At 60.9% G+C, this 25,246-nt stretch carries 22 protein-coding genes; 9 read left to right on the top strand and 13 right to left on the bottom strand.

From position 1 onward, the window contains the following. Positions 1–47: 47 nt before the first annotated feature. From nuoG to nuoN, 8 genes are read left to right on the top strand one after another with little or no spacing between them, the layout of a single operon-like run. Positions 48–2,762, top strand: a complete 2,715-nt coding sequence (gene nuoG / locus AB4N82_RS21440; RefSeq protein WP_032889693.1) for an NADH-quinone oxidoreductase subunit NuoG — start codon at positions 48–50, stop codon at positions 2,760–2,762. Then, entirely contained in the window at positions 2,759–3,766 is a 1,008-nt protein-coding gene (nuoH, locus tag AB4N82_RS21435; RefSeq protein WP_003174724.1) for an NADH-quinone oxidoreductase subunit NuoH, read from the top strand. The genes nuoG and nuoH overlap by 4 nt, the downstream gene beginning before the upstream one ends. An 11-nt stretch (positions 3,767–3,777) precedes the next feature. Continuing rightward, positions 3,778–4,326, top strand: coding sequence for an NADH-quinone oxidoreductase subunit NuoI (gene nuoI / locus AB4N82_RS21430; protein ID WP_003174725.1), 549 nt, complete (start codon positions 3,778–3,780; stop codon positions 4,324–4,326). Between the two features lie 9 nt (positions 4,327–4,335). Then, positions 4,336–4,839 (top strand): NADH-quinone oxidoreductase subunit J, encoded by a 504-nt coding sequence (gene nuoJ, locus AB4N82_RS21425; RefSeq protein ID WP_003174726.1) that lies wholly within the window; start codon positions 4,336–4,338, stop codon positions 4,837–4,839. Between the two features lie 2 nt (positions 4,840–4,841). After that, positions 4,842–5,150: an NADH-quinone oxidoreductase subunit NuoK gene (gene nuoK, locus AB4N82_RS21420; protein ID WP_003174727.1), complete on the top strand. Its 309-nt coding sequence runs from the start codon at positions 4,842–4,844 to the stop codon at positions 5,148–5,150. Next, positions 5,147–7,000: an NADH-quinone oxidoreductase subunit L gene (gene nuoL, locus AB4N82_RS21415; protein ID WP_122765473.1), complete on the top strand. Its 1,854-nt coding sequence runs from the start codon at positions 5,147–5,149 to the stop codon at positions 6,998–7,000. Before nuoK ends, nuoL begins: the two co-directional genes overlap by 4 nt. A 55-nt stretch (positions 7,001–7,055) precedes the next feature. Then, complete coding sequence (gene nuoM / locus AB4N82_RS21410) at positions 7,056–8,588, top strand: NADH-quinone oxidoreductase subunit M (protein WP_017527174.1); 1,533 nt, start codon at positions 7,056–7,058, stop codon at positions 8,586–8,588. A gap of 7 nt (positions 8,589–8,595) precedes the next feature. Next, a complete protein-coding gene (gene nuoN / locus AB4N82_RS21405; RefSeq protein ID WP_003174731.1) occupies positions 8,596–10,059 on the top strand; it encodes an NADH-quinone oxidoreductase subunit NuoN in 1,464 nt (487 codons plus the stop codon). An 83-nt stretch (positions 10,060–10,142) separates the two neighbouring features. On the opposite strand, the gene tssK is transcribed toward nuoN, so the two are convergent. From tssK to AB4N82_RS21350, 11 genes are all read right to left on the bottom strand, one after another. Further along, complete coding sequence (tssK, locus tag AB4N82_RS21400; RefSeq protein WP_032889699.1) at positions 10,143–11,489, bottom strand: type VI secretion system baseplate subunit TssK; 1,347 nt, start codon at positions 11,487–11,489, stop codon at positions 10,143–10,145. A gap of 51 nt (positions 11,490–11,540) precedes the next feature. Beyond that, a complete protein-coding gene (locus AB4N82_RS21395; RefSeq protein WP_122765474.1) occupies positions 11,541–13,502 on the bottom strand; it encodes a type VI secretion system Vgr family protein in 1,962 nt (653 codons plus the stop codon). A gap of 5 nt (positions 13,503–13,507) precedes the next feature. Next, positions 13,508–16,147 (bottom strand): type VI secretion system ATPase TssH, encoded by a 2,640-nt coding sequence (gene tssH / locus AB4N82_RS21390; protein ID WP_122765475.1) that lies wholly within the window; start codon positions 16,145–16,147, stop codon positions 13,508–13,510. Beyond that, a complete protein-coding gene (gene tssG, locus AB4N82_RS21385; protein WP_032889704.1) occupies positions 16,140–17,159 on the bottom strand; it encodes a type VI secretion system baseplate subunit TssG in 1,020 nt (339 codons plus the stop codon). Before tssG ends, tssH begins: the two co-directional genes overlap by 8 nt. Beyond that, entirely contained in the window at positions 17,144–19,021 is a 1,878-nt protein-coding gene (gene tssF, locus AB4N82_RS21380; RefSeq protein ID WP_122765476.1) for a type VI secretion system baseplate subunit TssF, read from the bottom strand. Before tssF ends, tssG begins: the two co-directional genes overlap by 16 nt. After that, positions 19,018–19,536 (bottom strand): type VI secretion system baseplate subunit TssE, encoded by a 519-nt coding sequence (gene tssE, locus AB4N82_RS21375; RefSeq protein WP_122756429.1) that lies wholly within the window; start codon positions 19,534–19,536, stop codon positions 19,018–19,020. The genes tssF and tssE overlap by 4 nt, the downstream gene beginning before the upstream one ends. 63 nt (positions 19,537–19,599) lie before the next feature. After that, entirely contained in the window at positions 19,600–20,082 is a 483-nt protein-coding gene (locus AB4N82_RS21370; protein ID WP_032889711.1) for an Hcp family type VI secretion system effector, read from the bottom strand. A gap of 30 nt (positions 20,083–20,112) precedes the next feature. After that, positions 20,113–21,612: a type VI secretion system contractile sheath large subunit gene (tssC, locus tag AB4N82_RS21365; RefSeq protein ID WP_032889713.1), complete on the bottom strand. Its 1,500-nt coding sequence runs from the start codon at positions 21,610–21,612 to the stop codon at positions 20,113–20,115. A gap of 79 nt (positions 21,613–21,691) precedes the next feature. Beyond that, positions 21,692–22,192 (bottom strand): type VI secretion system contractile sheath small subunit, encoded by a 501-nt coding sequence (gene tssB, locus AB4N82_RS21360; protein ID WP_032889715.1) that lies wholly within the window; start codon positions 22,190–22,192, stop codon positions 21,692–21,694. A 38-nt stretch (positions 22,193–22,230) separates the two neighbouring features. Further along, the gene (gene tssA / locus AB4N82_RS21355) at positions 22,231–23,268 is read right to left on the bottom strand and encodes a type VI secretion system protein TssA (RefSeq protein WP_242460996.1); all 1,038 of its coding nucleotides are present in this window, start codon (positions 23,266–23,268) and stop codon (positions 22,231–22,233) included. A 249-nt stretch (positions 23,269–23,517) separates the two neighbouring features. After that, positions 23,518–24,342, bottom strand: a complete 825-nt coding sequence (locus tag AB4N82_RS21350; protein ID WP_122753659.1) for an arylamine N-acetyltransferase family protein — start codon at positions 24,340–24,342, stop codon at positions 23,518–23,520. Between the two features lie 120 nt (positions 24,343–24,462). On the opposite strand from AB4N82_RS21350, the gene AB4N82_RS21345 reads away from it, so the two are divergent. Continuing rightward, positions 24,463–24,699 (top strand): DUF6555 family protein, encoded by a 237-nt coding sequence (locus AB4N82_RS21345; protein ID WP_032889720.1) that lies wholly within the window; start codon positions 24,463–24,465, stop codon positions 24,697–24,699. 45 nt (positions 24,700–24,744) lie between these two features. Here AB4N82_RS21345 and AB4N82_RS21340 read toward each other — a convergent pair whose 3' ends face one another. Together AB4N82_RS21340 and AB4N82_RS21335 are read right to left on the bottom strand one after the other, a co-directional pair. After that, positions 24,745–24,945 (bottom strand): DUF6021 family protein, encoded by a 201-nt coding sequence (locus tag AB4N82_RS21340; RefSeq protein ID WP_032889722.1) that lies wholly within the window; start codon positions 24,943–24,945, stop codon positions 24,745–24,747. Between the two features lie 12 nt (positions 24,946–24,957). Then, positions 24,958–25,137 (bottom strand): hypothetical protein, encoded by a 180-nt coding sequence (locus AB4N82_RS21335; protein ID WP_032889724.1) that lies wholly within the window; start codon positions 25,135–25,137, stop codon positions 24,958–24,960. Positions 25,138–25,246: the final 109 nt, after the last annotated feature.

Below are 25,246 nucleotides of genomic sequence, written 5' to 3'. Positions count from 1 at the left end.
CCATTAGCCACGCCCGCTGACAACGGGCCAACGAAGAACTTTGAACCATGGCCACTATCCACGTAGACGGCAAAGCGCTCGAAGTCGATGGGGCGGACAACCTGTTACAGGCATGTCTGTCACTAGGCCTCGACATCCCGTATTTCTGCTGGCACCCCGCACTCGGTAGCGTCGGTGCCTGTCGCCAGTGTGCGGTCAAGCAATACACCGACGAGAACGACACCCGTGGTCGTATCGTCATGTCCTGCATGACCCCAGCTACCGACAACACCTGGATCTCCATCGAAGATGAAGAATCCAAGGCGTTCCGCGCCAGCGTTGTCGAATGGCTGATGACCAACCACCCCCACGACTGCCCAGTCTGTGAGGAAGGCGGTCACTGCCACTTGCAAGACATGACGGTGATGACCGGCCACAACGAGCGCCGTTATCGTTTCACCAAGCGTACCCACCAGAACCAGGACCTCGGCCCGTTCATTTCCCACGAGATGAACCGCTGCATCGCCTGCTACCGGTGCGTACGTTTCTATAAAGACTACGCTGGCGGCACCGACCTTGGTGTCTTCGGCGCCCACGACAACGTGTACTTCGGTCGCGTTGAAGACGGCGTGCTCGAAAGCGAGTTCTCCGGCAACCTCACTGAGGTCTGCCCGACCGGTGTGTTCACCGACAAGACCCACTCCGAGCGCTACAACCGTAAGTGGGACATGCAATTCGCCCCGAGCATCTGCCACGGCTGCTCCAGCGGTTGCAACATTTCCCCGGGCGAACGCTACGGCGAACTGCGTCGTATCGAAAACCGCTTCAACGGTTCGGTCAACCAGTACTTCCTGTGCGACCGTGGCCGTTTCGGCTATGGCTACGTCAACCGCAAGGATCGCCCGCGCCAACCACTGCTGGCCGACGGCACTAAGCTGAGCCTGGACGACGCGCTGGATAAAGCCGCCGACCTGCTGCGCGGTCGTAATATCGTCGGTATCGGTTCGCCTCGCGCCAGCCTCGAAAGCAACTACGCGTTGCGCGAACTGGTCGGTGCCGAGCACTTCTACTCCGGCATCGAAGCTGGTGAGCTGGAACGCATCCGTCTGGTCCTGCAAGTGCTGAACGACAGCCCGCTGCCAGTGCCGAACATGCGCGACATCGAAGACCACGATGCCATCTTCGTGCTCGGTGAAGACCTGACCCAGACCGCCGCGCGTATCGCGCTGTCCCTGCGTCAGTCGGTCAAAGGCAAGGCTGAAGAGATGGCCGACGCCATGCGCGTACAGCCATGGCTGGACGCTGCGGTGAAAAACATTGGCCAGCACGCGCTGAACCCGCTGTTTATCGCCAGCATCGCTGAAACCAAGCTCGACGACATCGCCGAAGAATGCGTCCACGCTGCACCGGACGACCTCGCCCGCATCGGTTTCGCCGTGGCCCACGCCCTGGACGCCAGCGCGCCTGCCGTCGAAGGCCTGGACACTGAAGCCGTCGAACTGGCCCAACGCATTGCCGACGCCCTGCTGGCAGCCAAGCGTCCATTGATCATTGCCGGTACCTCGCTGGGTTCCAAAGCATTGATCGAAGCCGCCGCCAACATCGCCAAGGCCTTGAAGCTGCGCGACAAGAACGGCTCCATCAGCCTGGTCGTGCCGGAAGCCAACAGCCTAGGCTTGGCCATGCTGGGTGGTGAGTCCCTGGACGCTGGCCTGCAAGCCGTGATCGACGGCAACGCCGACGCCATGGTGGTGCTGGAAAACGACCTGTACACACGCACCGACGCCGCCAAGGTTGACGCTGCACTGAACGCCGCAAAAGTTCTGATCGTGGCCGACCACCAGAAGACCGCCACCAGCGACCGCGCTCAGTTGGTATTGCCAGCGGCGAGCTTTGCCGAAGGCGACGGCACCCTGGTCAGCCAGGAAGGCCGCGCCCAGCGCTTCTTCCAGGTATTCGATCCGAAGTACATGGACGCCAGCATCCTGGTTCACGAAGGCTGGCGCTGGCTGCATGCCCTGCGCGCGACCCTGTTGAACCAGCCGATCGATTGGACCCAACTGGACCACGTGACCGCAGCCGTCGCCGGCAGCACACCGCAGCTTGCGCGTATCGTCGATGCCGCACCGTCCGCCGCGTTCCGCATCAAGGGCATGAAATTGGCCCGTGAACCGCTGCGTTACTCCGGTCGTACCGCCATGCGCGCCGACATCAGCGTGCACGAACCGCGTACCCCACAAGACAACGACACCGCGTTCGCCTTCTCCATGGAAGGTTACTCGGGGTCGGTCGAGCCGCGTCAGCAGGTGCCGTTTGCCTGGTCGCCGGGCTGGAACTCGCCACAAGCCTGGAACAAGTTCCAGGACGAAGTCGGTGGTCACATCCGCGCTGGCGACCCAGGCACCCGCCTGATCGAAAGCACCGGTGACTCGCTGAACTGGTTCGCAGCAGTACCGCGCCCGTTCAACCCGGCCCAGGGCACTTGGCAAGTTGTGCCGTTCTTCCACCTGTTCGGCAGCGAAGAGAACTCTTCCAAGGCCGCGCCGGTGCAAAGCCGCATCCCAGAAGCGTACGTGTCCGTGGCCAAGTCCGAAGCCGACCGTCTCGGCGTCAACGACGGTGCCGTGCTCAGCCTGAACGTGGCCGGCCAGACTCTGCGTCTGCCGCTGCGTATCAACGAAGCGTTGGGCGCTGGCCTGGTTGCACTGCCTAAAGGCCTTGCCGGCATTCCGCCTGCGATCTTTGGCAAAACCGTTGACGGTCTGCAGGAGGCAGCGCAATGACCTGGTTCACCCCTGAAGTGATCGACGTGATCATCTCGGTCGTCAAGGCCATCGTGATCCTGTTGGCCGTGGTCGTTGCGGGCGCCCTGCTCAGCTTCGTCGAACGTCGCCTGCTGGGCTGGTGGCAGGACCGTTACGGTCCGAACCGCGTTGGCCCATTCGGCATGTTCCAGATCGCTGCCGACATGCTGAAAATGTTCTTCAAGGAAGACTGGACCCCACCGTTTGCCGACAAGGTGATCTTCACCCTGGCACCGGTCGTGGCCATGAGCGCCTTGCTGATTGCCTTCGCGATCATCCCGATCACCCCGACCTGGGGCGTGGCGGACCTGAACATCGGCTTGCTGTTCTTCTTCGCCATGGCCGGTCTGTCGGTCTACGCGGTGTTGTTCGCCGGTTGGTCGAGTAACAACAAGTTCGCCCTGCTGGGCAGCTTGCGTGCCTCGGCGCAGACCGTGTCCTACGAAGTGTTCATGGGCCTGGCGCTGATGGGCATCGTGGTGCAGGTCGGCTCGTTCAACATGCGCGACATCGTCGAGTACCAGGCGCAGAACCTGTGGTTCATCATTCCGCAGTTCTTCGGCTTCTGTACTTTCTTCATCGCTGGCGTTGCCGTGACTCACCGTCACCCGTTCGACCAGCCTGAAGCAGAACAGGAACTGGCCGACGGTTACCACATTGAATATGCCGGCATGAAATGGGGCATGTTCTTCGTCGGTGAGTACATCGGCATCATCTTGATCTCTGCCCTGCTGGTGACGCTGTTCTTCGGCGGCTGGCACGGTCCGTTCGGCATCCTGCCGCAGTTGGCGTTCTTCTGGTTCTTCCTGAAGACCGCGTTCTTCATCATGTTGTTTATCCTGCTGCGCGCTTCCATTCCGCGTCCACGATACGACCAGGTGATGGATTTCAGCTGGCGCTTCTGCCTGCCACTGACCCTGATCAATTTGCTGGTGACTGCTGCCGTTGTGTTGTTGAACACGCCAGCGGCCGCGGTTCAGTGAGGATTTGACCCATGTTCAAATATATTGGCGACATCGTTAAGGGTACCGGTACCCAGTTGCGAAGCCTGGTGATGGTATTCGGTCACGGTTTCCGCAAACGCGACACCCTGCAATACCCGGAAGAAGCGGTGTACCTGCCGCCGCGCTATCGCGGCCGTATCGTGCTGACCCGCGACCCCGATGGCGAAGAGCGTTGCGTAGCCTGCAACCTGTGCGCCGTAGCGTGCCCGGTGGGTTGCATCTCCCTGCAGAAAGCTGAAACCGAAGACGGTCGCTGGTACCCGGACTTCTTCCGTATCAACTTCTCGCGCTGCATTTTCTGCGGCCTCTGCGAGGAAGCTTGCCCGACCACCGCAATCCAGCTGACACCGGATTTCGAGATGGCCGAGTTCAAACGTCAGGACCTGGTGTACGAGAAAGAAGATCTGCTGATCTCTGGTCCCGGTAAAAACCCTGATTACAACTTCTATCGTGTTGCAGGTATGGCCGTTGCCGGTAAGCCGAAAGGCGCCGCACAAAACGAAGCCGAGCCGATCAACGTGAAGAGCTTGCTGCCTTAAGGAAGAAAGATGGAATTCGCTTTCTATTTCGCATCGGGTATTGCAGTGGTGTCCACGCTTCGTGTGATCACCAACACTAACCCTGTGCACGCCCTGCTCTACCTGATCATTTCGCTGATCGCCGTGGCCATGACGTTCTTCAGCCTCGGCGCACCGTTCGCCGGTGTGCTCGAAGTGATCGCCTACGCCGGCGCCATCATGGTGCTGTTCGTGTTTGTGGTGATGATGCTCAACCTGGGGCCGGCTTCGGTCGCCCAGGAACGCGTCTGGCTCAAGCCCGGCATCTGGCTCGGCCCGGTTGTCCTCGCAGCGCTGCTGCTGGGTGAGCTGCTGTATGTGCTGTTCGCTCACCAGAGCGGCCAGGCCATCGGCCACACCACCGTAGACGCGAAAGCCGTGGGCATCAGCCTGTTCGGCCCGTACCTGCTGGTGGTCGAACTGGCTTCGATGCTGCTGCTCGCGGCAGCCATCACCGCCTTCCACTTGGGCCGCAACGAAGCCAAGGAGCAATGACGATGCCTGCTATCCCTTTGGAGCATGGTCTGGCGGTCGCCGGCATCCTGTTCTGCCTTGGCCTGGTCGGCCTGATGGTTCGCCGTAACATTCTGTTCGTGTTGATGAGCCTGGAAATCATGATGAACGCTGCGGCACTGGCGTTCATCGTTGCAGGTGCACGTTGGGGCCAGCCCGATGGACAAGTCATGTTCATCCTGGTGATCAGCCTGGCAGCCGCCGAGGCCAGTATCGGCCTGGCGATCCTGCTGCAACTGTATCGTCGCTTCCACACGCTTGATATCGACGCTGCCAGTGAGATGCGCGGATGAACATGATCTTTCTGACTTTCGTATTTCCCCTGATCGGTTTCCTGCTGCTGTCGTTCTCCCGTGGACGCTGGTCGGAAAACCTCTCGGCCCTGATCGGCGTGGGTTCCATTGGCCTGTCGGCCATCGTGGCCGCCTACGTCATCTGGCAATTCAACGTAGCGCCGCCGGAAGGTGGTCACTACACCCTGGTGCTGTGGCAGTGGATGTCGGTGGAAGGCTTCAAGCCTAACTTCGCCCTCTACGTCGACGGCCTGTCGATCACCATGCTCGGCGTGGTCGTCGGCGTGGGCTTCCTGATCCACCTGTTCGCGTCCTGGTACATGCGCGGTGAAGCGGGCTACTCGCGCTTCTTCTCGTACACCAACCTGTTTATCGCCAGCATGCTGTTCCTGGTGCTCGGCGATAACCTGTTGTTCCTGTACTTCGGCTGGGAAGGCGTGGGCCTGTGCTCGTACCTGTTGATCGGTTTCTACTACAGCAACCGCAACAACGGTAACGCGGCACTCAAGGCATTTATCGTTACCCGCATCGGCGACGTGTTCATGGCCATCGGCCTGTTCATCCTGTTCCAACAGGTGGGCACGCTGAACATCCAGGAACTGCTGGTGCTGGCACCACAGAAATTCCAGGTCGGCGACTTCTGGATCACTCTGGCGACCCTGATGCTGCTGGGTGGCGCCGTGGGTAAATCCGCGCAACTGCCGCTGCAAACCTGGCTGGCGGATGCGATGGCCGGTCCTACCCCAGTGTCGGCACTGATCCACGCCGCTACGATGGTAACTGCGGGTGTCTACCTGATCGCCCGTACCCACGGCCTGTTCACCCTCGCGCCGGACATCCTGCACCTGGTGGGCATCGTCGGCGGCGTGACCCTGGTGCTGGCCGGCTTTGCCGCGCTGGTGCAGACCGACATCAAGCGTATCCTCGCCTACTCGACCATGAGCCAGATCGGCTACATGTTCCTGGCCCTGGGCGTTGGCGCCTGGGACGCGGCGATCTTCCACCTGATGACTCACGCTTTCTTCAAGGCCCTGCTGTTCCTTGCCTCTGGTGCGGTGATCGTTGCCTGCCACCACGAGCAGAACATCTTCAAGATGGGCGGCCTGTGGAAGAAACTGCCGCTGGCCTACGCCAGCTTCATCGTCGGTGGTGCAGCCCTGGCCGCACTGCCACTGGTGACCGCCGGTTTCTACTCGAAAGACGAAATCCTCTGGGAAGCCTTTGCCAGCGGTAACCAGAACCTGCTCTACGCAGGCCTGGTGGGTGCGTTCATGACCTCGCTGTACACCTTCCGCCTGATCTTCATCACGTTCCACGGTGAAGCCAAGACCGAAGCGCACGCAGGTCACGGCATCTCCCACTGGTTGCCACTGTCGGTGCTGATCGTGCTGTCGACCTTCGTCGGCGCCCTGATCACCCCGCCCCTGGCCGGTGTACTGCCGGAAAGCGCCGGCCATGCCGGTGGCGCCGCCAAGCACAGCCTGGAAATCGCCTCGGGTGCCATTGCCATCGCGGGTATCCTGCTGGCCGCGCTGTTGTTCCTCGGCAAGCGTCGCTTCGTGACGGCCGTGGCCAACAGTAGCATTGGCCGCTTCCTGTCGGCCTGGTGGTTCGCCGCCTGGGGCTTCGACTGGATCTACGACAAACTGTTCGTCAAGCCTTACCTGGCTATCAGCCATGTACTGCGCAAAGACCCGCTCGACCAGACCATCGGTTTGATCCCGCGCGCCGCCAAGGCCGGTCACACCGCCCTGAGCCGCAGCGAGACCGGCCAACTGCGTTGGTATGCAGCGTCCATGGCGGTTGGTGCCGTGCTGGTGATCGGCGCCATCGTTGTCGTGGCGGTCTGACCATGTCTATGTACATTGCGAACTTTGCAAACTTGCGAAAGGAAACGAGCCTGTCATGATTCTGCCCTGGCTAATCCTGATCCCCTTCATCGGCGGCCTGCTCTGCTGGATGGGTGAACGCTTCGGCGCCACCCTCCCCCGCTGGATTGCGTTGCTGACCATGTCCCTGGAACTCGCACTCGGCCTCTGGCTGTGGGCCCACGGTGACTATTCATTCGCTCCGGCACCGGGTGTCGATCCGACTTTCGCGCTTGAATTCAAGCACGTCTGGATCCAGCGCTTCGGCATCAACGTGCACCTGGCCCTCGATGGCCTGTCGCTGTTGATGATCCTGCTGACCGGCCTGCTGGGTATCCTCTCGGTACTCTGCTCCTGGAAAGAGATCCAGCGTCACGTGGGCTTCTTCCACCTGAACCTGATGTGGATCCTGGGCGGCGTTGTCGGCGTGTTCCTCGCCCTCGACCTGTTCATGTTCTTCTTCTTCTGGGAAATGATGCTGGTGCCGATGTACTTCCTCATCGCGCTCTGGGGTCACAGTTCTTCGGACGGCAAGAAAACCCGGATCTACGCGGCGACTAAGTTCTTCATCTTCACCCAGGCTTCCGGCCTGATCATGTTGGTGGCGATCCTGGGTCTGGTACTGGTCAACTTCAACAGCACAGGCGTGATTACGTTCAACTACGCCGACCTGTTGAAAACCAAGATGTCCCTGACCACCGAGTACATCCTGATGCTGGGCTTCTTCATCGCGTTCGCGGTGAAGCTGCCGGTGGTGCCGTTTCACTCCTGGCTGCCTGACGCTCACGCCCAGGCACCGACCGCCGGTTCCGTTGACCTCGCCGGCATCCTGCTGAAAACCGCTGCCTATGGCCTGCTGCGTTTCGCGCTGCCGCTGTTCCCGAACGCCTCGGCGGAGTTCGCGCCGATTGCCATGACCCTGGGTCTGATCGGGATCTTCTACGGTGCGTTCCTGGCGTTCGCGCAAACCGACATCAAGCGTCTGATTGCCTTCTCGTCCGTTTCCCACATGGGCTTCGTACTGATCGGCATCTACTCCGGCAGCCAGCTGGCGTTGCAAGGCGCAGTGATCCAGATGTTGGCGCACGGTGTTTCCGCCGCTGCACTCTTTATCCTGAGTGGCCAGTTGTACGAGCGCCTGCACACCCGTGACATGCGTGAGATGGGCGGCGTGTGGTCGCGCATCGCGTACCTGCCGGCGATCAGCCTGTTCTTTGCCGCTGCCTCGTTGGGCTTGCCGGGTACCGGCAACTTCATCGGCGAGTTCCTGATCCTGATGGGTGCCTTCGTGCAAACGCCTTGGATCAGCGCCATTGCTACTTCCGGCCTGGTATTCGGTTCGGTCTACTCGTTGATCATGATCCACCGCGCCTACTTCGGCCCGGCCAAGTCCGACACCGTCCTGAAAGGGATGGATGCTCGCGAACTGATCATGGTGCTCGGCCTTGCGGTGCTGCTGATCTACATCGGCGTGTACCCGCAACCGTTCCTGGACACTTCTGCCGCAACGATGCATGGCGTGCAGCAGTGGTTCGGCACCGCCTTCTCTCAACTCGCTTCGGCCCGGTAAGAGCGCTATGGAATTCACGATCCAACACTTTATCGCGCTTGCGCCGCTGCTGATTACCAGCCTCACCATCGTGGTGGTGATGCTGGCAATCGCCTGGCGCCGCAATCACTCACAAACGTTCCTGCTGTCCTGTGCCGGCTTGAACCTGGCTTTGCTGTCGATTATCCCGGCACTCAAGGTCGCGCCACTGGCGGTGACCCCGCTGATGATGGTCGATGACTTCGCGCTGCTGTATATCGCGCTGATCCTCGTCGCCACCCTCGCCTGCGTCACCCTCGCCCACGCCTACCTCGGCGAAGGCGGCACCGGCTACCCAGGCAACCGCGAAGAGCTGTACCTGCTGATCCTGCTGGCTGCGGCCGGCGGTATCGTGTTGGTCAGCGCACAGCACCTGGCCGGCTTGTTCATCGGCCTGGAACTGCTGTCGATCCCGACCTACGGCCTGGTGGCATACGCCTTCTTCAACAAGCGCTCCCTGGAAGCCGGCATCAAGTACATGGTGCTGTCGGCGGCCGGTTCCGCGTTCCTGTTGTTCGGTATGGCCCTGCTCTACGCCGAAGCCGGCAGCCTGAGCTTCACCGGTATCGGCCACGCACTGGCTGCCACCAACAGCCCGGCGCCGATTGCCCAACTGGGCCTGGCGATGATGCTGATCGGCTTGGCATTCAAGCTGTCGCTGGTGCCGTTCCACCTGTGGACCCCAGACGTGTACGAAGGCGCCCCGGCGCCGGTGGCTGCGTTCCTGGCTACCGCGTCCAAGGTTGCTGTGTTTGCCGTGATGGTGCGTCTGTTCCAGATCTCGCCTGCTGCCAATACCGGCGTGCTGAGCAACGTGCTGACCGTGATCGCCATCGCGTCGATCCTGTTTGGTAACCTGCTGGCCCTGACCCAGAACAACCTCAAGCGTCTGCTGGGTTACTCGTCCATCGCTCACTTCGGCTACCTGCTGATCGCCCTGGTGGCGAGCAAAGGCCTGGCCGTGGAAGCCATCGGCGTTTACCTGGTCACCTACGTGATCACCAGCCTCGGCGCCTTCGGTGTAATTACGCTGATGTCCTCGCCGTACAAAGGCCGTGACGCTGACGCCCTGTACGAGTATCGCGGCCTGTTCTGGCGCCGCCCGTACCTGACCGCCGTACTGACCGTGATGATGCTGTCCCTGGCCGGTATCCCGCTGACCGCGGGTTTCATCGGCAAGTTCTACATCGTCGCTACCGGTGTCGAAGCCCACGAGTGGTGGCTGGTTGCGTCCCTGGTACTGGGCAGCGCTATCGGCGTGTTCTACTACCTACGCGTGATGGTCACCCTGTACCTGATCGAGCCAAACCTGCGCCGTGTGGATGCCGAGCTGCATTGGGAACAGAAGGCAGGCGGCGTGATGCTGCTGGCCATCGCCCTGCTGGCGTTCTTCCTGGGCGTGTACCCACAACCGTTGCTCACCCTGGTGCAGCACGCGGTACTGGGCGTTTGATCGCTTAGCGGGATGCAGTAAACAAAACGGCGCCTTCGGGCGCCGTTTTGCGTTTCTGGATGCCCTGCAACAGGGCGTTCACCTCACTCGTTCTGGGCCAAATCGCGAATAGCCCAAAATTGCATATCCAACCCAGGAAACCCGGCGGGTACATGGATCGCAAAACCGCTCGACTGGCTCAACAGTTGCCAATACTCGCTGCTGCGATCAAGTTCGAAATACGTGCAGCCCGCATAGAACGGCAATTGCCGTGGGGCTGCCGGCAAAGGCCGCAGGCCAACACCCGGCAGTTGCAGGTTGACCAGGTCGCGGATTTTCTCCATTGAGCCGATCTTGACCTGGGAGGGGAAACTGCTGCGCACGCTGTCGGCCGCCATTTGAGCCTGAACCACCAGGATGAAGGTGGCCGAGGCCAGTAACGCCCGGTCCGGCAGTACGGCCACACGGATGCCGTATTGGCGCTCTTCCAAGGGAATAGCGATGGCCCGCGTATCCATCACGGTCGAGAGCATCCGACGGAGTTCAAGCATCACCGGAGCAAACGTCTCTGCCAGGGCCGTATGGCGATACACCGGGTACGCAGGCGTGCGCTTATCGTCGCGGCTAAACGTTGCCAGCTCACCGGCCAGGGCCGAGAGGTCGCGATACAGTTGCTCGGGATGCAGGCCGCTCATGGTCGATAAATGGCGCATCAGCGGCAGGCTGCGATTGAGCACCTGCAGCTGCAGGATATCGGCAATGTCCGCTGCACCACTGCCATCGAGCCGGGCCACGCGTGAGGCCGTGGCTTCACCCCGCTGCTGCACCAGCCCTGCGACCTCATCGACCATTGCCTTGAGGCATTCGGCCGCCCGGATATCCAGACAGGGCGGGCAGTAGCCGCGATCAAGCACCACACAGTTGTCGGCGCGCTTTTCCACCACGTGGGCGATACCCAGTGAGGTGTAGGCATCGGCCACGTCGCCCTCAAAGGCCAGACGCACGCGCAACTTGCCGACACTCATCAGCGCACTGCTGTCCAGTCCATTACTGTCCCAGACTTCGTATTCTGCGCTGCGAAGACGGGCGAAATTTTCGATACTGGGGTTGTCGTCAACCTCCGGGATCCCGGGACGTAAGCTTGGTAACGCCAACACCACTGTCAGGTCGCGCGCATCATCGGGGATGGTCAGGGGCGGCGGCATTTCATCATCGAATGGCAGGCCGACAGGCGTTCCATCCGGGAATATACCGCTGTATGAAAGCAACGATACCTTGCCCAGAGCCAGTTGCTGCGGGTCAATGTCCAACGCCGAAAAGCCCCAGCCATACGCACGCAACGCCGTGACCCGTGCCTCCAGCTGGGTTTGCAGGAAACGGTCATGTTGTTGCAGATGCTGAGGCTGCAACAACATACCTTCGGACCAAACCACTTTGTGTTTCCAGGACATTAAGTTCTTCCAATATGGGCAACGGTAGAAGCAGACAGACTCGACAACGGCTTACTTGCCATCGTCGGCCTCCTTGGGCGGCAGCGGCACACCCGCAGGCCCGGTGGCCGCCGCCAATGCTGCGGCGGTGGCAGCGGTTGCGGCCTGAGGCAAGGGCACAGGCATGGCCGATGCGAGAATCGAACCTGGAGAAAAGGTCATAAAGGCCCCACCGACCTTCAAGGTGATGCTCGCGCCGGCTTCGATCACCACGTTCGCCCCGCCCTTGATATGCACATCGGTACCGGCGGTAATACCCGTCTTCATGGCGCCCTCGATAATCATCTCGCTGCCGGCGCTCATCGACACCGCACCGCTGGTTTTTTCATTGCGGTTGCCGTCCACAGAGGAATGACGATCACCGCCGACCTTCTCGCGCAGGTCCTGGTCGATTCTGGAATGGCGGTCGCCGCCTACCCAGTCCAGGGCGTCCTTGAGCACTCGCTGGTCGAAGTTTTTCTGGGCGTGCAGGAACACCTGCTCCGAACCCTTCTTGTCCTCGAAGCGCAGTTCGTTGTAGCCACCACCGCCCTTTGAAGAATGGGTCTTGAGGGTCGAGCGGGTGGCATTTTCTGGCAGTGCATAGGGCGGCAGCGATTCCGCGTTATAGACGCTGCCGGTGACCAACGGCTGGTCGGGGTCGCCGTCGAGAAAGCTGACCACCACTTCCTGGCCGATACGCGGGATATGCAGGCTGCCCCAACGCTTGCCGGCCCAGCCCTGGGCTACTCGGACCCAACATGAGCTGTTTTCGTCGCCCTTGCCCTCGCGGTCCCAGTGGAACTGCACCTTGATCCGTCCGTATTTGTCGGTCCAGATGTCTTCGCCCTGTTTGCCCACCACCTTGGCAGTCTGCGGACCGTGCATCCGTGGCTTGGGCGATACGCAAGGTGCTCGAAATGGCTGCTGGTGCGGCATGGCCACGAACTCGCAAGTCAGCACGGGCGCGGGCTCGGTCGGTGGCGTCGGCTCATAGGTGTCTAACGACAACGTGTAACGCGCTTCCAGCAGCAAACATTGCGCGTTCTGTTCACTGCGCGGGTGCTCGGCCAAGGTCATCAATGCTCCCGGAAACAGCCCCCGGGCACGGGTAGCACCGCTGATCCGACTGGCGCCGGTCTGCAGCGATTCAATCAAGGTGCGGGCATAGGTTTCGCCCTGTTTGCGCTCGGTGTATCGACCCGGATAGTCGTAACGTTCGTGACGAGACTGCGGGTAGTCACCAGGCATGGCCGACTTGACCATCAGATTGACGCTGGGCTTTTCGAAGTCGAAGTCCTTCAGGGTATAGCCGCCCGGCGCCACCTCGCCGCTCATGTGCCAGGCGTAGATCACCTCGCTTTCGCGCAGGGCGTGATCCTGGGACGGCATGTAGCGCAGTTGGGCATAGCCCGGCGCCGGCGAATGCGCGCCGCAGGAATCGGCAAGTACCAAGGTATGACGGCCAGCAGCGCTTTTGAAGAAGTAGTAGATACCTTCCTGCTCCATCAGCCGGCTGACAAAGTTGAAATCGCTCTCGCGGTATTGCACGCAATAGTTAAGTGCCGCGTAGTCCGCACTCAAGCCCGAGGTGTCGACATCGGCAATGCTGTAAGGCGCGAACACCTGGTTGAGGATCTGCGGCACGCTCAGGCCCTGGAAAATACGGCAGTCGCTGGCCAGTGTCAGGAACCACAACCACGGCCTCAACACCGCTTTGCACGTGGTATAGCGCCCTTGACGACCGGTTATGGAGAAGTGGCTCACATGCCCGCTGAAGTAACGGCTACCGCCCTTGGGCAAGTCCACCGAAATGCTCATCGACGTAGCGAGCAAGTCGTTGATGTCCAGGTCGGCGCGTTCGCTGTACAGCTCCACCTCGTATTCACTGAGACGAGACAGCCCCTCGAATGCCTGCATGCTGCGAAACAGCAGCACATCGTCGCCGAGCACACTGCTGACCTGAATGTCACGATGCATTTGACTGGTTGCCATAGGGACTACCTCGCGGACTCGGAAAAGACATAGGCAAACTCGCCGCTTTCCACGCGGACCCCAACCTGGCTGGCCGGGATGCCCTGTAACAGACGATCGAGGAACTCGCGGCTGATTGCTGGCAGCAAGCAGTTGGTCAGGATTGAGTCAATCATCCGCCCACCACTTTCCAGCTCGGTGCAGCGGCTGGCAATCAACTGCACCACGTCATCGCTGTACGTGAAGGGAATCTTGTGGCTGTCAGCGATGCGCTGCCTGATCCGCTCCAGTTGCAGGCGGATGATGCGGTCGAGCATGGCGTCGCTGAGGGGGTAATACGGGATCACCACGAGGCGTCCGAGCAAAGCCGGCGGGAAGACCTCCAGCAACGGCTCACGCAAGGCTTTTGCGAGGGCTTGCGGTTCTGGCATTGCCAGCGGGTCACGGCGCTGGCGGCTGATCAGGTCGGTGCCGACGTTGGTGGTCAGGAGGATCAGGGTGTGCTTGAAGTCGATGACTCGCCCCTCACCGTCTTCCATCCAGCCCTTGTCGAACACCTGAAAAAACAGTTCGTGCACATCCGAGTGCGCCTTCTCCACTTCGTCCAGCAGCACCACGCTGTAAGGCTTGCGCCGTACTGCTTCGGTGAGCACGCCGCCTTCGCCGTAGCCCACGTAACCAGGCGGCGCGCCCTTGAGGGTAGAGACGCTGTGGGCTTCCTGGTATTCGCTCATATTGAGGGTAATGACGTTCTGCTCGCCGCCGTACAACGCCTCGGCCAGGGCCAGGGCTGTCTCGGTCTTCCCCACCCCGGAGGTGCCGGCGAGCATGAACACCCCCACCGGTTTGCCTGGATTGTCGAGGCCCGCGCGGGAGGTCTGGATACGTCGCGAGATCATCTCCAGCCCATGATCCTGACCGATAATGCGCTGGCCCAAACGGTCTGCCAGGTGCAACACGTTCTCGATTTCATTCTTGACCATGCGACCCACGGGGATGCCGGTCCAGTCCTGTACTACCGCCGCGACGGCCTGTTCGTCGACGTTGACCAGAACCAACGGAGTCTCGCCTTGCAGCAGCGCCAATTGCTCCTGTAATTGACGCAGTTCCAACCGGCCCGCTTCAGGTTCATCGGCATCCACATCGACCAACCGGCTACGCAGACGCAAGATCTGCATGACCAGCGCCAGCTCGCTGTGCCAGCGGCTGCCAAGGACCTTCAGGCGCTCGCGCTCGGTCGCCAGCAACGCATCGACCGATGCACAACGACTTGAGGTTTGCGCCCCCATGGCGCGTTCACGCTGGATGATCGCCTGCTCGGTTTCCAGGCATTCGATACGCCGGCGGCTGTCATCGACTTCCGCCGGGGTGGCGTGCAGGCTGATGGCGACGCGGGCGCACGCGGTGTCAATCAGGCTCACCGCTTTGTCCGGTAACTGGCGCGCCGGGATATAGCGATTGGACAAACGCACAGCCGCTTCCAGCGCCGAATCGAGGATCTGCACCTGATGGTGCTCCTGCAGGCTGAAGGCAAGACCGCGCAGCATCAGCAGCGCACGGCTTTCATCCGGCTCATCGACCTGCACCGTCTGAAAGCGTCGGCTCAGGGCCGGATCTTTTTCGATGTGTTTTTTGTACTCGGCAAACGTGGTTGCGCCCAAGGTGCGCAAGGTGCCACGGGCCAGGGCTGGCTTGAGCAGATTAGCCGCATCGCCGGTACCCGCGGCGCCACCTGCGCCGACCAGGGTGTGGGTTTCATCGATAAACAGCACCACCGGTTTGACGCTGGCTTGAACCTCATCGATGACCGAGCGCAGGCGCTGTTCAAACTCACCTTTCATGCTCGCACCGGCCTGCAACAGGCCGACATCAAGGGCCAGCAATTGTACGTCCCGCAGGCTAGGCGGCACGTCGCCACGGGCGATGCGCTGGGCGAATCCTTCCGCCACAGCAGTTTTGCCCACGCCTGCCTCGCCCACCAGCAGCGGGTTGTTCTGGCGACGGCGCATCAGGATATCGATGACCTGCCGGATCTCTTCATCGCGTCCGACGATAGGGTCCATCGTGTTTCGCCGCGCCTGCTCGGTCAGGTCGACAGTGAAGCGCTTCAGGCCTTCCTGACGGTCGGGCGCCAGTGCACCGACAGCCTCACCCGGCACCTGGTACCCATCGCTGGCCGTCATACGGGCCTCGGGCGAATCCTTGAGCAACGCGCCAAACTGCTCACTGAGGTCGTCGGTCCTGACGTTGTTGAACTCCCGGGACACACCATACAAACCATTACGCAATGCCGGAGTTTTCAGCATCGCCAGCAGCAAATGGCCAGAACGCACCTGGGACTCACCCAGCATCAGGGTCGCGTAGACCCAAGCACGCTCCACGGTTTCCTCGACCTGCGAGGACAGGTCCGTCACCGAGGTCGAGCCCCTAGGCAAACGATCTAGGGCGGCAGTGAGGTCCCGGTCCAACACCACCGGATCAATGCCGTAATGGCGGACCAGGCGCAACAGGTCCGAATCGGTCAATTGCAACAACTGCTGCAACCAGTGCACCAGCTCGACATAGGGATTGCCGCGCAGTTTGCAGAACACAGTGCTGCTTTCAATCGCCCGGTAGCACAGGCTGTTGAGCTTGCCGAAAAGCGCGACGCGACTGATATCAGCCATGGGCAGTTCCTTGAGAAGAAAATGAGGGTCGAGGCTTGATCAGCAACTGCCGATCATCCCGCTGGGGCGCTCTGCTGCTCAGCCAACTGGTCCAGCCCAATGACGTGGACCCCAGGCGCAAGCGAGGCCGGTGTTCTTTCTTGACGATCAGGTTGACGTCCCAGTCCATCGCCATGCCGACGTACTGACGCACCCAATCCTGCACCCGTTGCAGGCTGTCGCCACCGGGCAGCAAACGGCGGGTTTGTGTCAGGTCCAGAGGGCCAATCAGCAGGCGAAACTTGTGTTGGGCATTCCAGACTTTCCGGCCCATGACCGTGGCCTGGCCGAGTACCACCGCGTCCGGACCGCTGCGCAAGGTGCACAGCCCGTCACGGGGCAGGGTCATCCAGTGGCCGACAAATTGCTCGACCTCTACGGGAACGCCAAGGTAGTCGCCAAGCAAGGCGGCCAGGCCTTCGGCATTGCGTGTTTGCGGTCCCAGGCGGCCGGCGAAATGCAGCTTGGCGAGGTCCACCACGCCGTCGCGCGCCTGCAGCGACGGTAGGCCAATACCGAGCAATGATCCCAGGTAGTTGGCAAACCGGTCCGCCCCCGGACGGTCCAGACTCACCGTTGGCTGGGCACTGGCCCAGGCGCGATAGAACAGGCTGATCATGCGGTGATGAAACACGTCGCAAAATGCCGCCAGCGTAGGGTCGTTGAGGTTGCGTTGACGGTCGCGAATGTATTCGGTGAGGTGAATCGGCAACGGGCCATTGGCGCCCATCAGGCCGAAGAAATTGAGCAGCAGTTTAGGCGTGTCGCCGGGTATGAGGCCCGCAATCATTGCCGGCTCAAACGCCAGCGAGGAATGCTGGCCGAAACGCACCGCCTCGTCCGCCGGGCGCGTGGCCTCGCCGATGCGCGGCAGGTGCGCAAAGGCGCATTCCAACTGGCGCAATGCCGCGTAGAAATCAAACCGACCCGGATGCGCTTCAAGCTCGCTGAGCAGGCTCAGAGGATCTCGCATCTGCCCACCCGCGCAGGCCACTGCATGATCACGCCCCGTGACGCGCTCACGATCCGCGTCTCGGTGAATGAGTTGAGCGACACGTACTTGGCGAAAAACTGTTCCAGCACCGAGCCCAATACACAGACGCCTGCACCCTCGAACGCAGACTCATCCACGCTCACACTGATCTGCAAACCTCGCCCATAGGTGACGGGTCCAGACAATGGCAGGCGCCGCACGATGCTCTGCGCAGTCACCGAACGCACGCCTTCGATCTGTTTATGTGCAACGGCATCGTCGACGCGGCAATACAGGCGCAACATGTCACGCAAGGCTACAGCGCCCTGCTCCGTGTCCTGGTCCAGCAGTGACAGGTAGTTAAGGGACAAATGGCTGACCAGACGCCATGCTGTATCGCCTTCGGCATACGACGGCGCGGGCACCGTGGGCCCTGCCACGCAACGTACCGACTGCACCGGCGCAGCGGATTGGACGCTGAAGTCGGTGCTGCCACTGCCCACCGGCATGCTCAGCACCAGGTCGCGGTTGCTGCACAGGGCGTCGATGCCCAATTGGCGCAGGTCGCTGCGGTGAGGAGCCTGCTCGCCGTCCACCAGCGACACGAATACCTCGCTGCCCCCATAACTGGAGCGCGGGCCTCGGCTGCGCTGCTGTTCGGACAAAACCCGCGTGTCGCGCCGTACCTGGTAGTACGCACGCGGCGGCGTGCGTCCCTGCAGGTCGTTGGCGCGGTAGAAGGGTTCGAATGTCTGACTGGCCTCGGCGCCACTGCCGTACCCGGTCACCCCTTCAATTTCGTAGATCTCGTAATCCATTGACCGTGTGCGGTCGGGGCTCACGTGGTATTCAGAGCGCTGTTCATCCAGGTGCACACGCTCGGTGCGCATCGGGAACAGGTTGATCGCCGGCGTGCAATACAGCGCAAAATTGGCGGCACTGAGGTTTTGCTCAAGTAACGGGTCTGCCTTCTTGAACAACACGATCAGCTCCAGTTGCTCGGCGGTGCAGCGGCTGACACTGCTCGCCAACCCCACCACGTCGACGAACATGAAGCGTTGCGGCAAGGCGAAGTATTCCTGCAACAAGCGATAACCCTGGAACGAACGCGGCCCGATGGGCAGCAAGGCTTCGCTGTCGCTATAGCCCACACTGCGAATCGCACTGCTGGGCAGCAGCTGATGCCAGTCCCCAGACGCTTGCATGGGCATGACCAGCACACCCGCCACTTGGGCCAACAGCTGCTCAAGAACCCGCGCGGGCGTGCCGTCCCCGCCACGGATGTGCAGCCGCAGGGTGTCGAGGGCCAGGTCGCTGAAAGCCAGGCCAGCCCCGACGCTCAGGCGCAGGCGCAACGCGGCCTTGACTGCGCCGAGACGTGACAGGTCAACCCCGGCCACCTGCGTGCTGCAGGCGAAATAGCGCGCCTCGACCAACTCCACCGGCCACAGGGTTACCTCATGGGCAGTGCGAAACTCGCAGGCGGTCTGGTCCCCCTTGCCCAACTGGCTGTGCAATGCCGTGTGGCGTGGCACCTTGAAGCCGGCGGCCAGGCTGCCCTCGCCCATGTCCGGGTGCAGTTGCACCACCGCCATCGATGGCGTTGGCGCCAAGTAATGTGGGTAGATCAGTTCCAGCAGGTGATGGGTAAATTGTGGGAATTGGGCGTCAATCTTCAGTTGCACCCGTGCGGCGAGAAAGCTGAAACCTTCCAACAGCCGTTCAACATAGGGGTCGGCACAGGCGTAGGTTTCCAGCCCCAGGCGGCCGGCAACCTTGGGGTAGTCGCGGGCGAATTCACCGCCAACTTCCCGCAGATGCGCCAGCTCACGCTCGTAATAGCGCAGCAGTTTTGCGTTCAACGCACGTCCCTTGTCTCAATATCGAAGATCCGCGCCTCGCCTGCTTCCAGGTCGAGTTCGGTCTTCAGGTACAGGCGCTCGGGCAACGGTTGGCCCCAGAGTTCGCCATGAATTTCAAAGGTCATCTGGTTGGGACTGATGGTTGCACCCGAGGAGGCAACCGGCACGACACGCAGGCTTTCGCGCAAAATCCGCGGTTCGAAATCCCAGATCGCCTGGCGAATGCGGCGTCCCAACGCTTCGCGGTCCAGGCCGGCAGCCGTCTTTCCCGCGAGATCGGGCAGCCCGAAATTGAGCACTGATTGTCCCGCCAACGGGCACTTCCTCAGGTCGCGAAAGCTGCCCAGACTGGTGCTGTTGAGCAGCCACCCCAAGTCGCGTAATACCGCCTTGCGCAAGCGGCGCATGGACAGCACGCGCTTGTCGCGAGGCTCGAAAACCTGCTCGGTGTCGTCATCACTCAAGCGATCGAGCAAGGACGGTTGCAAACGTTCGAGACTGGTTAGTTCAGCCATGCGCTGAGGCCTCCATCGACAGGACGGCGGGCGGGCGAACCTACCCACCGTCGGGCATCCGAATCAGATCTTCTGATTCTTTTCCAAGTCCCACTTCTTCGGCGTACCGGTGATTACCGTGTCACCGTTGAAGGCGTCATAGGCATAGCTGATGGTGGTGAAGTTGATCGAAAGGGTTTCGGCCGGCCGATCGCCAGTGCTGCTGGCGGAGTAAGCACTGATAATCGCGCCGCCCAGGATGATCTTAAGAAACACTTGCTGTTTTTTGTCCGCGCCGCCCGTATGGACAAAGTGGATCTCGGCATCGCCCAGGCTCTTGCCGCACACTGCCTGCATAAACAGATCGGCCGAGGCCACGTCGGCCAGTTTGGTCACGGAAATTTCCGAGAACGAAGGGTTGCTGGTGTCACGGTCAGCACCGCCGCCACTGGAGGAAATCGCTCGGAAAACCCCCATTTGGATAGCGTCGAGGGTGATCCAGTCTTTGTGACCGTCGACGGTGGAAGTGCCTTTGATTGGGGTGCCTTTAAAGTTCAGCAGGATCATGGTGAGTACCTTTCAGGTTGAACAACGGGGTTATGACGCTTGGGTTGAAGGCAGCCTGGAGACCAACCGCAAGGACACGGTCAAGCCTTCAAGCTGGTAGTGCGGACGCAGGAAAAACTTGGCGCTGTAGTAACCGGGGTTGCCTTCGATTTCTTCCACCACGACCTCGGCCCCCGCCAGCGGCTTACGCGCTTTGTCGGCATCGGTCGCGGTGGCCGGGTTGTGCTCCACGTAGCGGCCAACCCAGTTGTTGAGCCAGGTCTGCATATCGTCGCGCTCTTTGAATGAGCCGATCTTGTCGCGCACGATGCACTTCAAGTAGTGAGCAAAACGGCACGTGGCAAACAGGTACGGCAGACGCGCTGCCAAGTTGGCGTTGGCGCTGGCATCCGGGTCGTCGTACTCCGCCGGTTTGTGCAGGGACTGGGCGCCAATGAAGGCCGCGAGATCGCTGTTTTTTTTGTGCACCAGGGGCATGAAGCCGTTCTTGGCCAGCTCGGCTTCGCGTCGGTCGCTGATGGCGATCTCGGTCGGGCAGGTCATGTCCACACCGCCGTCGTCAGTCGGGAAGGTATGCACCGGCAAGCCCTCCACGACGCCGCCGGATTCGATGCCGCGAATCTGCGAACACCAGCCATAGTGTTTGAACGAACGGTTGATATTCACGGCCATGGCGTAAGCCGCGTTGGCCCAAGTGAAATCCTTGGCGTCGGCGGCGTCGGTGGTTTCTTCAAAATCGAAGTCTTCCACCGGATTGGACTTGGCACCGTAAGGGGCACGAGCCAGGAAACGCGGCATGGCCAGGCCCACGTAGCGTGAGTCTTCACTGGCACGCAAGCTGCGCCACGCCGCGTGCTCCGGGGTCTGGAAGATTTTGGTCAGGTCACGTGGGTTGGCCAGTTCCTGCCAGGACTCCATGAGCATCACGCTGGGGTCAGCGGCGGTGATCAGCGGGCAGTGCGCGGCGGCACTGACACGCGCGATCTGGGTCAACAGCTCGACGTCCGGCGCACTGTTGTTGAAGTAGTAGTCAGCGACAAAGGCGCCATAGGGCTCGCCACCGAACTGGCCGTATTCCTCTTCATACAGCTTCTTGAAAATCGGGCTCTGGTCCCAGGCCACTCCTTTGAACTTGCGCAGAGTCTTATGCACTTCGTGCTTGGAAATGTTCATCACCCGAATCTTCAGGGACTCGTCGGTCTCGGTGTTACTGACCAGGTAATGCAAGCCGCGCCAGGCGCTTTCCACGGCCTGGAACTCCTCATGATGGAGGATATGGTTGACCTGTTCGGTGAGCTTTTGGTCGAGGCTGGCGATCAGGCCTTCAATCGTGCCGAGCACGTCATGGGACATCACCTGCGTGCCTTGCAGCGCCTGTTCCGCCAGGGTGCGCACGGCGGATTCCACGGCGTCCCTGGCTTTGTCGGTCTTGGGCTTGAATTCTTTTTGCAGCAGGCTGGCGAAGTCACCGGCGTCGAATGCCGTGGCCGGAGCTCCCTGTTCGGGTTGTTCCGATTGCGTAGTGGACATGACGGTATCCTTGAATTATGGGCAACAGCGTCCCCATACCGGGGCAAACGAGGCGCCGGCAGAGACCACGGTCATTCAGTTAGTCGGGTTGTTGGGGGGCCGCGCACAGGGCCTGCATCACACTCGGATCGCTGAGCACTTTGGCCAGCAATTCTTCGGCACCTACCTTGCCGTCCATATAGGTCAGCAGATTCGACAGCTGGCGGCGCGCGGCCAACAACTGATTAAGGCTGGGCACCTTGTTGGCGATTGCACCTGGGGAGAAGTCGTCCATGCTCTCAAAGGTGATCTCCACCGGCAGGTTGCCCTCGCCCGTCAGGGTATTGGGCACCTGGAATGCCACACGGGGCTTCATGGACTTGAGGCGTTCGTCAAAGTTGTCCACATCGACTTCCAGAAACTTGCGCTCGGCTACCGGCGGCAAAGGCTCGGCCGGTTTGCCGGAAAGGTCTGAAAACACGCCCATCACGAAGGGTAACTGCACGGTTTTTTCCGCGCCGTAGATCTCCACGTCGTATTCGATCTGGACGCGCGGCGCACGATTGCGGGCGATAAACTTCTGGCTACTTTCTTTGGCCACGGAACTGGCTCCGGTGAGTGGAGTGGATAGATGAACGTTCAGTTGTCGTTGGTGCGGATGCCGCTGACCTGCGCCAGTTGCGCAAGTCCATCGGGCGCCAGGTCTTGCAGCAACTCCATGAAATTCTTGTCGATCAGTGTTTTTGCCCGTTGCAGCAGGAACGGCACCGGGCTCGCGGGCTCATGGGTATGAAAATAGCTGCACAGCCGATCGATGACCTGGCGCGCCTCTTCGCGGCTGCGGATCTCGCCGAACAGTGCCTGCGGTGCGGCCACCTCTGAGGTAGCAACAGTGGCGGCAGCCGCCTCGACTGGCGCAGGTTCAAGCAAGAACCGGCGGACTATTTCAGCGGCGCGACGCAGCGGAGCGACCAGTCCATTGAGGTCGATGGCGCGACCTACGCCGACTTTTTCCGTCAGCCACTGCTCAATCTGCAGGCTGTGCGCTAACGCCTGGGTCAGCGCAAGGTGAATGGCCTGTAGCTGTTGCGAATTGGCATCGACAAGCGCCCCTTCGATCATTGCCAGGCTCGGGTGATTGCCCTCGCCGCCGTGCTCGACAATCGCCAGATCGATCATTCTCAAGCTGACCGCGCCAATGCCTCGCGCGTTGATCAACGGCGCATCCAACACGTCGCGTACCAGGCCGTTGGGGGCACATAGGAACGCCAGGATATTGATGCGCAACAGCGGGTCATGGCCATCCTCCGGGTCGAGCCTGGGGTACAGCCCGTCCCAGCAATTTTCCAACAACCCCTGCACCAGCCCCAGACCAGCCGACAGTCCGGCGATGCCGTGCACGTTGAGTTCGGCGCGGGTGGCCCAGATGGCCAGGCGTAAATCGCGGCTGCGCTCCAACATCGGCAATGCGAGGGCCATGACGCGCTTCCAGTTCGGCTCGATGGCCTCGGTGACGGTGTCGCCGTACTGAACCTCGGGTTTACCCAGTGCCTCTTCTTCAAGTTCTAAGAATTGCGCCGAATATTCAAAGTTCTGGCCACCGCCATCGGCCTCGCTCAGGGGCAAGCACAACAGGGTGAAATCCAGTGGTTGAGCTTCGGTGGGCGACCCCATCATGTGTCCCTCGGGCAAATGGCTCTGGCAGTAGAGCCGCGAGTCGGGACGTCGAATCCAACGGTTCAGAAAACTGAGCCTGTTGGAGCCCCCGCGCTACGCCTACTGCCGAAAATATTCAGCGTGGGCGGATTTATATAGCGATGGGACCACACGAGAATGCAGGCAGTGTCATTGCGGGGCGTAGGATTAAGCTGCGAATGCAGCGCTTGTGAACAGAGAACGCGCACTCATAAATGGCGTCGCCTGGCTTTAGCTCGGCCACCCGCCGGCCATTGCTTGAGCCAGTGACGGCTGCACCGGCACGCGAATACCGAAGGTGTCCCTCAGCAAGGCCGTTAGCTCTTGCGCGTTGTTCAGCAGCCGTTTTTCGCTGGGCTGATCCAGGGAATGGATCGCGTAATGCGCGTTGTTCAAGGTATGGCGTTTGCCGGGCGCCAGCAGTGCGACTTTCAATTGGCCCAAGAACGGCGAGTTCGGGTGGGTCGAGACATACCAATTACCGATTTCGTAATCGATGGCGGCCTGCACCTGCAAGTCGAACACATACAAACCACGCCACTCCCCCGCCACTTCGGCCCACAAGGTGTAACTGTTCTCTCCCGCATTGAACGTCAGGCGATAGGGCTCATGGGCGGTGGCCTGCACGGCCTCAGTGTCCAACTGCAACGGACTGCTGGGCACCATGCCGCCAAAGCCTACATCGGTGATGTAACGAACCCCGTCCAGGGTCACCAGGCTCAAACGATGGGTGCGTGCCGTGCGCGCGTCCGGCGGTCCGCCCATCACCACCCGACCGGTAATGCCACGGGCCTCGAAACCCAGTTCCTGCAGCAGCGCAAGGAACATCTGGTTCAACTCATAGCAGTAGCCGCCGCGGCCATCGAACAACACCTTTTGCTCGACGCTGGGCAGGTCGATCGGCACCGGCAGGCGCAACAGGGTCGACAGGCTTTCAAAGGCGAAGGTGCACACATGGCGCAGTTGCAGATCCCGCAGGGTTGCCAGGGTGGGCGGTGGCGGCGAATCGTATCCCAGGCGCTGCAGGTACAGATGGCTATGGTTGAGGCGGGTCATGGCACGGTCCTTGGGCGCAGGAAGAGTGCGTCACTATGCCGCGTTCACATGCAAACTGTCATTTTGAATGAACCTTTTTGAACGCTTCAGCCTCCATCTATAACAAGACAGGGAGGCAACATGAGTACCGCAAAAATCTACACCATCCACTACCAACTGCACGGTCAACCGAAGTCCTTTGTGGTGCGTGCCGAAGTGATGAATAACGCCGAGGCCTGGCACTGGGCAGCGGTCGATGCCGACATTGCTCATGTCAGCCGTATCGGCCGCGTCGGCCACGAGCAAGTGAAAAAAACCACCCGGCCCTGGGCGGAGAAGTTCGGGATTACCGACGTTTCCTGGACGCCGCCCAAATAAACGAAGGCCCCGCTCAATGGCGGGGCCTGATTACCTATTACGCTGTTATTTCTTTAAGTCGCCCAACGGATCGTAGGGCGGCTTTTTTTTCGCCTCGTCCTTGTCCTTTTTATCCAGCGGGGCAATCGCCGGACCTACCGGATCAACCTGCGGATCAGCCACATCCGGCGAGTCGGGGTCAAATCCCAGCTCATCCTTGCCGCTGGCGTGTTCGTTAGAGGGGGGCCCATCCGAGCGCTTGTTCATCATGGTCTCCTGTTAGAGCGGGCGAGCTTTGTCGTGGAGGTTTTCCAAGTCTTCTTCGACGCGCTCCACATCATCATGGTCGTCACGCTCTTTCGGGTCATTGGGGCGCAAGGCATCGTTGTCGCGCTCTTCTTCACCGGGTGTGCGATCAGGGTCGGGTGTACCGGGCGGTGGTTGCTTGTATTCGGGCATGGTGGTTCACCTCAAAGGGACTACATTCGTTTAGAGAAACTGCCACAGATCATGGTTCAACTTGATTGCCCCACCGCTGACCGCTGACCATGAGAAGATGCCACCCCCT

Source organism: Pseudomonas sp. H1_D04 (assembly GCF_054683855.1).
The sequence above is the reverse complement of the archived record's forward strand: the minus strand, read 5'-3'. Positions and strand labels throughout refer to the sequence as shown.

Bases quoted from the DNA above. Each gene is read 5' to 3' on its own strand.
- nuoG (WP_032889693.1), top strand. From the start codon at position 48: ATGGCCACTATCCACGTAGACGGCAAAGCGCTCGAAGTCGATGGGGCG.
- nuoH (WP_003174724.1), top strand. From the start codon at position 2,759: ATGACCTGGTTCACCCCTGAAGTGATCGACGTGATCATCTCGGTCGTC.
- nuoI (WP_003174725.1), top strand. From the start codon at position 3,778: ATGTTCAAATATATTGGCGACATCGTTAAGGGTACCGGTACCCAGTTG.
- nuoJ (WP_003174726.1), top strand. From the start codon at position 4,336: ATGGAATTCGCTTTCTATTTCGCATCGGGTATTGCAGTGGTGTCCACG.
- nuoK (WP_003174727.1), top strand. From the start codon at position 4,842: ATGCCTGCTATCCCTTTGGAGCATGGTCTGGCGGTCGCCGGCATCCTG.
- nuoL (WP_122765473.1), top strand. From the start codon at position 5,147: ATGAACATGATCTTTCTGACTTTCGTATTTCCCCTGATCGGTTTCCTG.
- nuoM (WP_017527174.1), top strand. From the start codon at position 7,056: ATGATTCTGCCCTGGCTAATCCTGATCCCCTTCATCGGCGGCCTGCTC.
- nuoN (WP_003174731.1), top strand. From the start codon at position 8,596: ATGGAATTCACGATCCAACACTTTATCGCGCTTGCGCCGCTGCTGATT.
- tssK (WP_032889699.1), bottom strand. From the start codon at position 11,489: ATGTCCTGGAAACACAAAGTGGTTTGGTCCGAAGGTATGTTGTTGCAG.
- AB4N82_RS21395 (WP_122765474.1), bottom strand. From the start codon at position 13,502: ATGGCAACCAGTCAAATGCATCGTGACATTCAGGTCAGCAGTGTGCTC.
- tssH (WP_122765475.1), bottom strand. From the start codon at position 16,147: ATGGCTGATATCAGTCGCGTCGCGCTTTTCGGCAAGCTCAACAGCCTG.
- tssG (WP_032889704.1), bottom strand. From the start codon at position 17,159: ATGCGAGATCCTCTGAGCCTGCTCAGCGAGCTTGAAGCGCATCCGGGT.
- tssE (WP_122756429.1), bottom strand. From the start codon at position 19,536: ATGGCTGAACTAACCAGTCTCGAACGTTTGCAACCGTCCTTGCTCGAT.
- AB4N82_RS21370 (WP_032889711.1), bottom strand. From the start codon at position 20,082: ATGATCCTGCTGAACTTTAAAGGCACCCCAATCAAAGGCACTTCCACC.
- tssC (WP_032889713.1), bottom strand. From the start codon at position 21,612: ATGTCCACTACGCAATCGGAACAACCCGAACAGGGAGCTCCGGCCACG.
- tssA (WP_242460996.1), bottom strand. From the start codon at position 23,268: ATGATGGGGTCGCCCACCGAAGCTCAACCACTGGATTTCACCCTGTTG.
- AB4N82_RS21350 (WP_122753659.1), bottom strand. From the start codon at position 24,342: ATGACCCGCCTCAACCATAGCCATCTGTACCTGCAGCGCCTGGGATAC.
- AB4N82_RS21345 (WP_032889720.1), top strand. From the start codon at position 24,463: ATGAGTACCGCAAAAATCTACACCATCCACTACCAACTGCACGGTCAA.
- AB4N82_RS21340 (WP_032889722.1), bottom strand. From the start codon at position 24,945: ATGAACAAGCGCTCGGATGGGCCCCCCTCTAACGAACACGCCAGCGGC.
- AB4N82_RS21335 (WP_032889724.1), bottom strand. From the start codon at position 25,137: ATGCCCGAATACAAGCAACCACCGCCCGGTACACCCGACCCTGATCGC.